The 12975-nt window shown below is 43.5% G+C and carries 10 protein-coding genes; 2 read left to right on the forward strand and 8 right to left on the reverse strand.

All coding sequences use genetic code 11. The annotated features are described in order from the left end of the window. Positions 1-136: 136 nt before the first annotated feature. From AWT60_RS00680 to cls, 3 genes are all read right to left on the reverse strand, one after another. Positions 137-1135 (reverse strand): S66 family peptidase, encoded by a 999-nt coding sequence (locus AWT60_RS00680; protein ID WP_218676729.1) that lies wholly within the window; start codon positions 1133-1135, stop codon positions 137-139. Positions 1136-1402: 267 nt separating this feature from the next. Beyond that, a complete protein-coding gene (locus AWT60_RS00685) occupies positions 1403-3118 on the reverse strand; it encodes an ABC transporter ATP-binding protein (RefSeq protein WP_041088614.1) in 1716 nt (571 codons plus the stop codon). 105 nt (positions 3119-3223) lie between these two features. Continuing rightward, a complete protein-coding gene (gene cls / locus AWT60_RS00690; RefSeq protein ID WP_256928144.1) occupies positions 3224-4741 on the reverse strand; it encodes a cardiolipin synthase in 1518 nt (505 codons plus the stop codon). A 137-nt stretch (positions 4742-4878) separates the two neighbouring features. Between cls and AWT60_RS00695 the strand changes: the two genes are divergently transcribed. Beyond that, on the forward strand, positions 4879-5850 hold the full coding sequence (locus AWT60_RS00695) for a S66 family peptidase (RefSeq protein WP_076840487.1): 972 nt from the start codon (positions 4879-4881) through the stop codon (positions 5848-5850). 294 nt (positions 5851-6144) lie between these two features. On the opposite strand, the gene argS is transcribed toward AWT60_RS00695, so the two are convergent. The 5 genes from argS to speE all read right to left on the reverse strand — a co-directional run bounded on the left by argS (position 6145) and on the right by speE (position 10560). Continuing rightward, entirely contained in the window at positions 6145-7818 is a 1674-nt protein-coding gene (gene argS / locus AWT60_RS00700; protein ID WP_034281247.1) for an arginine--tRNA ligase, read from the reverse strand. Then, the gene (locus tag AWT60_RS00705; RefSeq protein ID WP_056765538.1) at positions 7815-8237 is read right to left on the reverse strand and encodes a YwiB family protein; all 423 of its coding nucleotides are present in this window, start codon (positions 8235-8237) and stop codon (positions 7815-7817) included. The genes argS and AWT60_RS00705 overlap by 4 nt, the downstream gene beginning before the upstream one ends. Positions 8238-8361: 124 nt before the next feature. Continuing rightward, positions 8362-8709 (reverse strand): hypothetical protein, encoded by a 348-nt coding sequence (locus tag AWT60_RS00710; protein WP_056765535.1) that lies wholly within the window; start codon positions 8707-8709, stop codon positions 8362-8364. Between the two features lie 78 nt (positions 8710-8787). Further along, complete coding sequence (speB, locus tag AWT60_RS00715) at positions 8788-9660, reverse strand: agmatinase (protein ID WP_041108199.1); 873 nt, start codon at positions 9658-9660, stop codon at positions 8788-8790. A 69-nt stretch (positions 9661-9729) separates the two neighbouring features. Continuing rightward, positions 9730-10560 (reverse strand): spermidine synthase, encoded by an 831-nt coding sequence (gene speE / locus AWT60_RS00720; protein WP_056765530.1) that lies wholly within the window; start codon positions 10558-10560, stop codon positions 9730-9732. Positions 10561-10784: 224 nt separating this feature from the next. Here speE and AWT60_RS00725 point away from each other — a divergent pair, with 224 nt between their 5' ends. Beyond that, a complete protein-coding gene (locus AWT60_RS00725; protein ID WP_056765528.1) occupies positions 10785-12854 on the forward strand; it encodes a transglycosylase domain-containing protein in 2070 nt (689 codons plus the stop codon). Positions 12855-12975 lie beyond the last annotated feature (121 nt).

Genomic DNA, 12975 nt, shown 5'->3' on the forward strand with positions numbered 1-12975 from the left:
AAAACCTTTGCAGCCTAGGAAGGACGAGTACCGGCGCGGAGCGAATTTGACATTCGTGAGCACCGGCACGCAGGCCTGACACAGAATGCGAGGGTTTGTCTACATGCTGGGAGAGCAGCCGCGGGCTGCTCTTTTGCTATATCCACTCTTTTGTTAACCAAACTTGTTTGGAGGATGCATCCATTTTCACTTGTGCCCCGATTGGCATCGTAAGCATTGGGTGCGTATGGGCACAGTCAAAATCAGCGATGAGTGGTCTTTTTGTCTCTCCGAGCACCTCAAGTAAAATCTCGTAAGGTTCTTTGCCCGTTCCTTCATCATCAAACAGCTCATGTTTTCCTAAAAGAATCCCTGATACCCGTTCAAACACTCCATTTACTTTCAATAAAGAGAAGTTCTTTTCTACAACCGACGCGGTTTTCATACAATCTTCAATGAGAAGGATGTCTCCGTTTTGGATGGCTGGCATGAACTCACTTCCCCATATGCCATACATCGCATTCAAGTTCCCACCGATCAATCTGCCTTCTGCCTGTCCCTCTATGACGCACAGCCAATCATTCGGACGCTGCTTTTTGTCAAGCGTCTTTTCTTCCCAATTGATTCGTTCATCTGTCCAAAAAGGCGGTTTTTCAATCTGATAAGGAATGGTTTGTTGGGACATCAGGATGTCCTCAAATGACTGATATGTATAATCGACAAATGGTTCAAACTCGCCAAAAGAAGGAACAAGCGCCGGCCCGTAGAAAACAGGCAGTCCCGTTTTTTCGTATGCCGCTAAAAGAATTGCTGTCGCATCTGAATAACCGATCATGATTTTCGGATGTTGTTTCAGCAGGTCAAAATCAAGATAAGGCAGCAAACTATTTGAATTCGTCCCGCCAATCATTGACATGATGCACGCCAAGTCCTTTCTAGCCATCAGCTCATTCAGCTCATCTGCTCGTTCTTGAATTGTACCTGAACGGTAGTGATCCTCTTTCCCTGTTAATGATCCTGGAACCACAATGAATCCTTTTTGCTCAAGCCACTTCTTCGCCCGCTCATACCTTAGTGGCGAGGTCGCTGATGCAGGACTGGAAGGTGAAAAAATACCAATCTTATCGCCCTTTTGTAATCGCCGAAGCCCCTTCATTCCATCAGATCCTTCCTACAAACGTTTTTTCTATCCTAACAAAAAAAGCCCTTTATCAAAAGGGCTCAGATTGTCGACAAAGGGCTAAATTGATTTTGCTTTTAGCCTTTGCCTTCATTTCAGCGTGATAGAAAACCTTTGCAGCCCTAGGAAGGACGAGTACCGGCTCGGAGCGAATTTGACATTCGTGAGCACCGGCACGCAGGCCTGACACCGAATGCGAGGGTTTGTCTACACGCTGAGCCCTTTATCAAAAGGGCTTTCTCTTTAATGACCAAACTGTGCTTCATGCAGTCTGCTGTACACGCCGCCCATTTGAATGAGGTCTTGGTGGCGGCCTTGTTCTTGGATGCCTTCCTCTGTCACGACGATGATGCGATCGGCGTGTTTAATTGTTGCCAGGCGGTGGGCAATGACGAGTGTTGTCCTGCCGACAGCCAGTTCGCTCAGTGCATCCTGTATAGCTTTTTCTGTTTCTGTATCAAGTGCTGATGTGGCTTCATCTAAAATAAGAATCGAAGGATTTTTTAGGAACATCCGCGCAATCGACAGACGCTGCTTTTGACCTCCCGACAGTTTGACGCCGCGCTCGCCTATGACTGTATTTAATCCTTCTGGGAAACGCTGAACGAGTTCCTCTAAATGCGCACGACGTACAGCCTCCCAAATCTCTGCATCGCTGGCTTCTAGGTTGCCGTACGCAATGTTTTCTCGAATGGTGCCTGAGAATAAAAAGACATCCTGCTGCACAATGCCGATTTGCTGTCTTAAAGAAGACAGGGTCATCGATTTTGTACTCACACCATCAATTGTAATCTCCCCTTCATCCACATCATAAAAACGTGGCAGCAGGCTGCAAATCGTCGATTTCCCGGCTCCTGAAGGCCCGACAAACGCAACGGTTTCTCCTTGTTTGATCTTCAAATCGATATCTTTTAACACGTGGCTGTGCTCATCGTAGCCGAATGTCACGTTTCGATATTCAATTTCACCTTTCAATCCGAATACATCACGAGCTCCTTCTGTATCCTTCACATCTGGCTCTGTTTCAAGTAAATCGACATAGCTTTTAAAGCCCGCAATTCCTTTAGGATACATTTCAATCACTGTGTTGATTTTATCAATCGGTCTGAATAAGACGTTTGTAATGAGAACAAACGCGATAAATCCACCTGCCGTTAATTGACCCTGAAGAACAAACCATGTCCCTGCCAGAAGGACAAACAGTGTCACAAGACGTGTGAGAATGTAACTGATTGAGCCGTTCACCGACATGATTTTATATGAAAGTAGCTTCGCTTTCCGAAAGCGGTTGTTGTTTTCAGCAAAACGCTTTTTCTCGAAATGTTCGTTGGCAAAAGCTTGAACAAGACGAATGCCGCCAATATTGTTTTCAACCCTTGCATGAAAGTCTCCAATGTCATTGTTCAGCTGTGTAATCGCCTGTGTCATCTTCTTATTAAAATGAAGAGCAAGCCAAATGATGACAGGCATGATCAGAAAGGTTAAAATAGCAAGCTGCCAGTTAATCATCAGCATGACAGCAAAGGCGCCAAGAATCGTCATAATTGCAATAAACAAATCCTCAGGTCCGTGATGAGCCACCTCACCAATGTACATGAGGTCATTTGTCATCCGAGACATAAGCTTACCCGTTTTGTTGTTATCAAAGAACTTAAATGAGAGACGCTGAAAATGATCAAACAGCTTCTTCCTCATATCTGTTTCAATATTGATACCTAACATGTGCCCCCAGTACGACACAATAAACTGCATAACCGAGCTGAGTGCATAAATGATAAACAGAGCAAGTGCGGTCCAGGCAATGACCGTCCAATTCCCTGTTGGTAATAATGTATCAATGAAGTAGTTCACGATCAACGGGAATCCAAGTTCCATCAATCCAACTGCGACAGCACAAAAGAAATCTAAAAAGAACAGACCGCGATAGGGCCTGTAATAGGCGAAAAAGCGTTTTAGCATATGTAAAAGAACCTCATTCCCTCTATAATTGATAATCATTTTCAATTATAGAGCAATCCTCTTCAAAATACTAGATCAGGAAATGATTTCTTTGACTGGAAATCCTCATAATACGCCAGAAAACAACCGGGCAAATGATTCCTTCAACCGCTCTTTTAAGCCTCTTTTATAAAAATGAACAGGACCCATTTGTTCACATTCCTTCATATCTTCCTCATAGTGAGCCATCAATTGCTCAATTGGCTTTTTGGCGGCTGTAAAGACATTGACCTCAAAATTGAGCTGAAAGCTTCTCATATCGACATTCGCGGTGCCGACAGAAGCGAGTTCTCCATCAGCGATCATCACCTTTTGATGCATAAACCCTTTTTGATAGTGATACACCTTGATGCCCTCTTTTAGAAGTTCAGAAAAATAGGATCGTGTGGCATATTGCGTGAGAAATCCGTCATTGATCTCCGGTACCATCACCCGCACATCCACCCCTCTTGTGGCGGCGATTTTGAGCGCAGTGCGAATCGATTCGTTTGGTACAAAGTAAGGTGTGGCAATCCAGACAAATTGTTTCGCATTAGAAATGAGGGCATCATATAAATCACTCATACTTTCTTTCATATCAGGTCCAGTTGGTACAACCTGAATGACATCCTCGCCTGTCACAGAATGCGGCGTATGATACCTCGGATCATCAATTAATACTTCATCTGATACATACTCCCAGTCCAGCATAAAAACGGAGTGAAGGGTCTGAACAGCCTCACCCTTTAACATGGCATGCGTATCACGCCAAAAGCCGATCTTTTCATCCCGTCCTACGTATTCCTTACCGACATTTAACCCGCCGACAAACCCTGTCTCTCCATCAATAATGACGATTTTCCGGTGATTTCGAAAATTAAATTTTTGATTAAAGAATCCATATTTTAAAGGCAGAAAAGGAGCGACCTTGACCCCTGCCAGCTTCAAGCGTTTAATATCTTTTCGGGAGAAGCGGATGCTGCCTGCCGCATCATATATGAAGCGGACCTCTACCCCTTCTTTCACTTTTTCAATCAAAATCTCCATCATCCGGTGACCAAGGAAATCAGATTTGAACATGTAATATTCAATATGAATGAACGATTTTGCCTTTTTTAACTCTTCAAAAATTCTGGGGAACGTCTCCTCCCCATTCTTTAAAATCTCCATATCACTATTTGTATTCACATGCATGCCTGTTGCTTTTTCTGTGTAATGAAAAAAAGCACGCTGATTATCGGTTAAACGTGACTCATTCGGCTTACTCTCAAGCTCAGAGATTCTGCGTAATTTCTCGCGGTTATACATTCTCTTTGATTTGAATAAATGACCCTTTACATAGAGCTGCCCTGAGAACAGATAGAACATATAGCCAATGATCGGGAAAAAAATCAGCACATATATCCATAACAGCGTGTGCTGAGATGTACGGTTCTCCAGCATGAGTGAGATGATACTAAATAAAATAATGGCGATATAAATCGCTGCGTACAGCTGAACGCTCCACGCCGGCACAGTCCACCAATACACCACATATGCCCCGAAGATCATAAAATATAAAAATAAAAATTCCAGTCTTCTCTTTTTCACATTCTCCGCCCTCATTCTGTCTTTTTCTCTTCCATACCCTTTACACAGCTTGTATGAAACGCACGACCCATTCCTTTTTCCTAGCCTTTACAGACTTGCGCTATTTGATCCGATATAATGGAGAAATACGTGATGGAAAGGAAGATTTGTTTATGCATACACCCCCACCTTTAAAAAAAGGCAGCCATATTCGTGTCATTGCCCCAAGCCGAAGTGCCAGCATTTTATCAAAAGAAGGAATTTCTCAAGCGAAAAAACGTCTGGAGTCTTTAGGGTTCACTGTCTCTTTTGGACAGCACGTCTTTGAATGTGACCTTCATTCCTCATCGTCTATTGAACACCGCTTGTCTGATCTGCATGAGGCTTTCACAGATGATGAGGTCGATGGTATTTTGACAGCCATCGGAGGCTTCAACTCCAATGAGCTTTTGCCTTATATTGATTACGACTTGGTCCGTCAGCATCCTAAAGTCCTTTGCGGCTATAGTGACATTACAGCACTTGCAAGCGCCATTACAGCGAAATGTGATATGGTAACATATTCTGGCCCCCATTTCTCAAGCTTTCAAATGGAGCAGGGACAGGAGGAGCAGACCGCTATGTTTCAAGCTTGCTTGATGAACGGAGGCGAACCGTTTGATGTGATTCCTTCGACAAAATGGAGTGATGACGCGTGGTATCTCGATCAAGCGAACAGGCAGTTTCATCCGACGAAATGGAACATATATCAGGCAGGAACAGCTGAAGGCACCTTGTTTGGCGGAAACCTTTGTACACTGAACTTACTGCAAGGGACATCATTTATGCCGAATGTAAAGGATGCGGTCTTATTTGTCGAGGATGATGAGCTGGTGTTCCCTGAAATGTTCGCCAGAGACCTTACCTCCCTCTTACAGCATGCACAATCAATCAAAGGGTTGATCATCGGACGCTTTCAGAAGAAATCCAAGATGACAGAGGAACATTTAAGATTCATCCTAGATAAGCACCCAATGCTCAAACACATCCCAGTGATTTACGATGTCGATCTCGGACATACACAGCCCGTCTTCACCCTCCCGATTGGCGGAAACGTTCAGCTAGCGTGTACAAATGGAGACGTGAAGCTGCGCATTCATTCATGACTAAAGGCCAAAAAGCACCCAAATAGGCGGTGCTTTTTTCTATGCCGCCATCTTTTTTGAAATTTTTTAGAAAAAGTGATCCAACCCTCCATCCCCTTCGTTAAGTAGATGTAAAAAGAAAAGAGAGGAGGCAAAAATATGTTTTCTGATGTACTTAGCCAATTATTCGATTCTATTTCTAACATGATTAATACGCTTGGATAATTTTCAAAACCCGCTGTCTCTTGAGGATAGCAGGTTTTTTATACGAAAAAGCCCCACTCATTCAATAGAGTGGGGCTTTCTTTCATTTCATTACATCTTTTCCGGTGCCGATACACCAATTAGTTTTAATGCATTAGCAAGCGTGATTTGTGTTGCTTTCATGAGTGAAAGACGTGCTGTTGTTTTTGTTTCGTTTTCTGCGTCAATGACCTTCTCGGCATTGTAGAAGCTGTGAAGGGCTGATGCAAGGTCATAAATATAGTTCGTCACACGGTGCGGAATACGCTTTTCAGCTGCTTCTGCTACAACTTCTGGGAAGCTGCCAATGATTTTCAAAAGATCGTATTCTTTTTCCGATTGAATGTGAGAGAAATCGGCTTTTTCAAGGTTCGGTTCATAGCCTTTTTCTTCACCTTGACGCAGCATGCTGCAAATTCTCGCATGCGCATATTGTGCATAGTACACAGGGTTTTCGTTAGACGTAGAAATCGCTAAGTCTAGGTCAAAGTCCATATGTGTCGCCGCACTTCTCATCGCAAAGAAATAACGAGTCGCATCTAAGCCGACTTCTTCAATCAGATCACGCATTGTGACGGCTTTTCCTGTACGTTTACTCATCTTCATCTTTTCGCCGTTTTTGTAAAGATGCACAAGCTGAATGATTTCTACTTCAAGCTTATCAGCTGGATATCCAAGTGCTTGGATCGCCGCTTTCATCCGAGGAATATAGCCGTGATGGTCCGCTCCCCAAATGTTAATGAGCTGGTCAAAGCCTCTGTCCAATTTGTCTTTATGATATGCGATATCTGGAAGCAGGTAAGTGAAGCTGCCGTCTTTTTTAATCAGCACACGGTCCTTGTCATCACCAAAATCAGTTGAACGCAGCCATGTTGCGCCGTCTTCTTCAAAGACATAGCCTTTAGCGCGAAGTGTTTCCAGCGCTGGTTCGATTTTTCCGTTTTCATATAAAGAGGTTTCTGAATACCATACATCAAATGGCACACGGAAATTCTCAAGGTCTACACGTAATTTCTCTAATTCGTATTTCAAGCCGTATTCACGGAAGAACTTCATCCGCTCTTCTTCCGGCTCATGAACGAAACGGTCACCAAATTCATCCGCAAGCTTTTGTCCGATGCCTTTGATGTCCTCTCCTCTGTAGCCGTCTTCAGGCATTTCTTTTTCAAGACCGAGTGCCTCAAAATAACGTACTTCTACAGATAAAGCGAGGTTATTGATTTGATTTCCTGCATCGTTGATATAGTATTCACGGCTCACATCGAACCCTGCTTTATCAAGGATGTTGCAAAGGGAATCTCCTACAGCTGCTCCGCGGGCATGTCCAAGGTGAAGGTCACCTGTTGGGTTGGCTGAGACGAATTCGACTTGCACCTTTTGACCGCCGCCTGTATTCGTTTCGCCATAAGCTTCTTTTGCCTCAAGGACAGCTGGAATGAGCTTTGTTAAATACTGATTGTTCATATAAAAGTTAATGAACCCTGGACCTGCGATATCCAGTTTTTCAATGGAAGCTTTCCCTTTATCAAACGCATTGACGATGTCCTCTGCGATTTGACGAGGTGCTTTTTTCGCAATGCGGGCAAGCTGCATCGCCATGTTGGTCGAGTAATCACCGTGTGTTTTGTCTTTCGGCACTTCTAAAAGGACATCTGGCACCTGGCTTTCATCGGCAAGTCCTGCTTTGACGACTGCCGCTATGATTTCTTCTTTTAACGCATCTTTGACCTGTTCTGCGATATTCATGAACGTAAATCCTCCTTATACGAAATCGATAATGTATGTAAATGCTTTTGATCTTCTCCTGTCAGCATATCGTACGTAATGTGCAGCAGTCCCTTGTCCACATCGAGATCAATACCATGTGTGTGCACATCTAACTGAAGTGTACCGAATGGCATCGTGTAATGTGTGACGGTCGTTTCTCCAATGAGAAAGCGCTGCTTCATTTGAATAGCCCCTGATCTCATCACAAAAATTCCTTTTTCACTCATTTTCACAACGGTTTTTACTTGACCCATTTCATGTTCTTCATGGTAAGTGAGATACGTTTTGTCATTCTTCTCTTGGTACGTTCCAGTCGTGCGGAATTCGATCGTTTCAGCCGGCTCCGTCTCTGGTTTCATCACTGACTTTACATGAATTGAAATTTGGTTTTGTGTCATTTTGCACTTCCTTTGCTAAGACCCGTTTAACTAAAATAGTATACCATAATCATGATCGCCTATCATACCATCATTTCTCTTCTTCACGGCGATTAAACTTCGTTTTTCATCTTCAGCCATCCCTTTAGAAAAAAAGAAAAATACAACTAACCACTACAACAAGTGCAGCCTTTACACCTAAGTCTTTTCTTTTCATTAAGTAAAAAAGAGCCTGTATGCCTGAACTTGCCAAAAATGCCTGAAAAAAATCAAATGGTGCGATTTGATCCTTTTTAAATACTACCTGCATGAATAACGCAATGGCCGTCAGATAGAAAAAGCCTCGATCGTGAAACAGCCCCAGCATCTCTTCCTTTGCTTCCTTTTTCGAAGCAAAAACAGGCGGATCAGCTGCGAGCTCTCGTTTCAGTGTGAGAAAGCCTGCCGCTAACACACATAAAGCGAGGAACACCATCAATATTGAAGAAAACATGAGCTGCCTCCTTTATTTTTTGACCAATGTAAAAAAAGAGCTTGTCCATATGAGATGACAAGCTCCTCTATCAACTGATTATTTCACAAATCCAAGCAGCATTTCGCGTAAAAGCTTACTCGCTGTATTCGCTGTTTGGTCAGAGTGATCATATACAGGTGCTACCTCGACTAGGTCTGCCCCGACGACTTTGACGTCAGATCCTGCAATCGCATGAATGGATGCAAGCAGCTCTTTTGATGTAATACCGCCAGCATCTACCGTTCCTGTACCAGGTGCATGAGCTGGGTCAAGTACATCAATATCGATCGTCACATATACTGGACGCCCTTTTAGCTTTGGCAATACTTGCTTCAATGGCTCCAGCACTTCAAATTTAGAAATATGCATACCCGCTTCTTTTGCCCATTCAAATTCTTCTTTCATTCCAGAACGGATACCGAAAGAGAATACATTTTCAGGTCCAATCAGTCCTGCAGCTTTACGAATCGGTGTTGAATGTGAAAGCGGCTCACCCTCATATTCCTCACGAAGATCCGTATGTGCGTCCATATGGATAATTGCCAAATCAGGATATTTCTTATACATCGCACGGAAAACCGGCCAAGACACGAGATGCTCGCCGCCCATTCCTAATGGAAACTTTCCTTTTTCTAAAATGCTGTCGACATACTCTTCAATTAAATCTAAGCTCTTTTGTGCATTCCCAAAAGGAAGTGGGATGTCACCCGCATCGAAGAATGGCACCTCGTGCAGTTCACGATCTAAATAAGGGCTGTATTCCTCTAAACCGATCGATACTTCACGAATGCGGTTCGGACCGAAACGTGAACCTGGGCGGTAACTGACTGTCCAGTCCATCGGCATGCCGTATAAAATGACCTTTGCCTCTTCCCATGTCGGATGACTTCCAATAAACACTTTTCCTGAATAAGCCTCATCGAATCTCATGCAAGATTCCTCCTTTTACGCTTCAAAAAATGCGCAAACCGTCATTTGCGCATGTCCATTTCGCTTGATTTATTTGATTAAGTCGCTCACAAATTTCGGCAGAACGAATGCCGCTTTGTGCAATTCTTTTGTGTAATATTTCGTCTCAATATCAAAGAAACGGCTGTCTTCTACAGCAAGTGGATCATATTTTTTAGAACCGATGGTGAATGTCCAAAGACCGCTTGGATACGTTGGAATATTCGCTGTGTAAAGCTTTGTAATTGGGAAAATTTCTTTTACATCACGCTGTACATTTGTAATCAGCTCAGGTGTGAACCAAGGGTTGTCCGTTTGTGCAACGAAAATACCGTCTTCTTTGAGTGCTTTTGCAATTCCTGCGTAAAATCCTTTAGAGAACAGGTTCACGGCTGGTCCAACTGGCTCAGTAGAGTCAACCATGATGACATCATACTCGTTGTCAGCTTCAGCAATGTGCATAAAACCGTCTCCGACTTTGACATCTACACGAGGATCGTCTAGTTTTCCAGCGATAGAAGGAAGGAATTTCTTCGAGTATTCGATGACCTTTCCGTCAATATCAACAAGTGTCGCTTTTTTCACACTTGAGTGTTTGAGGATTTCACGAATGACACCGCCGTCTCCTCCGCCTACAACAAGAACATTTTCCGGGTTTGGATGAGTGAAAAGAGGAACATGTGCCACCATTTCGTGGTATACAAACTCATCTTTCTCAGACGTCATCACCATGCCGTCTAAAAACAGCATATTACCAAACTCTTCTGTTTCCACCATTTCTAAATGCTGAAAGTCTGTTTGTTCTGTGTGAAGGGTTTTGTTCACCTTCAATGTAATACCAAAATTCTTCGTTTGCTTCTCTGTATACCAAAGTTCGCTCATTGTTCATCTTCCTCTCATCCAATAATAAACAAACATCTATTGTTAGCGCCTTTTATCGGCTTTGACTATATCGATTGTCCAAGAAAAAAGTATAGTGGATTCATATCAAATTGTAAAGAACCGCATGAGTTCTCTTCATTTTTTAAAGCGCTCCTGCAATCGCTTGTTTAAAACGGTTTTCTTTGTTCCATACTGATAAAAAACCGTCAAAATGGGGGCTTTGCATGGACACAATCATGAGTAATAAAAAAATCCGCATGACCGTGAAAACGATTCGAGCCTGTTTTTTTATCGGCTTGCTCGCGTTTCTATTTGCAGGCACCGTCTTTTTGACGATTCTATTAATAGCTAAATGGCAAGGTGCCCCTTCTGTTCAAGTTCCCCAATCCACGACCATTTATGCAGCCGATGGCTCAAAGCTTGGAGAATCCAGCTTTGGAGAAAAGAGATATTGGGTGCCATTAAAGGAGATGTCTCCTCATATCAGACAGGCAGTTGTCGCTGTTGAAGATAAAACCTTTTATGAGCATCATGGCTTTGATGTGAAACGGATGGCAGGTGCTGCGGTGGCCGATATTCGTGCCATGGCAAAAGTGCAAGGTGCCAGCACGATCACCCAGCAATATGCACGAAACCTTTATTTAGATCATGATAAAACGTGGAAGCGGAAGTGGAATGAAGCCTTTTACACGATTCGTTTAGAACAAAACTATACAAAAGATGAGATTTTAGAAGGATACTTGAACACCATTTATTATGGTCACGGAGCGTACGGCGTGGAAGCAGCGTCCCGTCTGTATTTTGGGAAAAAGGCGAAAAATTTAACCCTCGCTGAATCTGCCCTGCTTGCCGGTATCCCAAAGGGGCCTTCGCTCTATTCCCCTTATGTGAATGAGGAGAAAGCCAGCGCAAGAAAGAATATGATTCTGAGGCAAATGCAAGAGGATGGCATGATTACGAAAAAAGCAGCTGATGACGCTGCGAAAGAAAAACTGTCCTATCGCCCTTTGCGAAAGAAGCAGCTGCAAGCAAAGCAAGCCCCGTATTTTTATGACGATGTGATTCGAGAGTTGAAACAAAGCTTGGGGTTAACTGAGGAACAGATTGAAACCTATGGGCTTCATATCCAAACGACTCTCAATCCAGAATTACAGAAAATCGCAGAAAAGACGTTAAAAAATACGATGAATTCCAAATCAGAAATCCAAATCGGCTTTGCTGCCATCCATCCCCAAACAGGGCATGTACTTGCCCTCATAGGCGGGAGAGATTATGAGAAAAGTCCATTTAATCGGGTGACACAAGCAAAAAGGCAGCCCGGTTCAACCATGAAACCCCTTCTTTATTACATTGCCTTGCAAAATGGGTTTACACCCGCAACCGTCATGCGCAGTGAGGAAACGGTGTTTGAATTGGATGATCAAGGCAGCGATGCCGCTTATTCACCAAGCAATTATCACGGCTATTACGCCAATGACGGCATTACAATGCTTCAAGCTTTAGCACTGTCTGATAATATTTACGCTGTGAAAACTCATCTATTTTTAGGAATGGAGCAGCTTGTACGTGCTGGCAAGACATTTGGAATCAAGGAGAAACTAGATCAAGTACCCTCTCTTGCTCTGGGCACGTCTCCTGTGAAACCCATTGAAATGACCAATGCTTACGCCATGCTGGTCAATGGCGGAAAACGCGTCAAACCAACCTTTATTACGAAAGTAACCGACGCAAAAGGCAATGTGCTTTTTGAAGAGAAACAAAAACGAGAACAAATCCTCGATGAAAAAGCAGCATTTGTCACCACCGACATGATGTCAGGCATGTTCAATGATCAATTAAACGGCTATACAAGTGTCACTGGCCGCACTATTATGAAGGACCTTACAAGAACGTACGGAGGAAAGTCCGGGACTACAGGCGCCGACAGCTGGATGATCGGCTTCTCTCCTCAGCTCGTCACAGGTGTATGGACAGGCTATGATAAAGGCCGCACCATTGACTCAGTCGAAGAAACGGCCTATGCGAAAAAAATATGGGCTTCCTTTATGGAATCAGCCCTCTCGAAGCAGCCAGCCTCCTCCTTCATGCCGCCAGACGGTGTCAAAGGGGTATATATTAATCCAAAAACCGGCGACCTCGCAGGTCCAGGATGTGAATCAAAGGTATTCACCTATTTTATAGAAGGAACGGAGCCGACAGGTGTCTGCTATGGTGCTGAGGACAAAGCCTCTGAGCAGGAACCAGTTCAAGATCAAAAGCCAAAGAAATGGTGGGAAAAGTGGCTGAAACGTTAAAAAAGGCATGAAAAACCCCGAGATCTGCATCTCGGGATTCTCCATGTCCTAGCTTTAACACCAGTTTACTCAAAAACCGAAGAGAATTGGTAGACATCCGCCAATCTTCACAAAAATTTCA

The organism is Bacillus sp. F2HM (assembly GCF_019266135.1).
Lineage (GTDB): Bacteria > Bacillota > Bacilli > Bacillales > Bacillaceae > Bacillus > Bacillus safensis.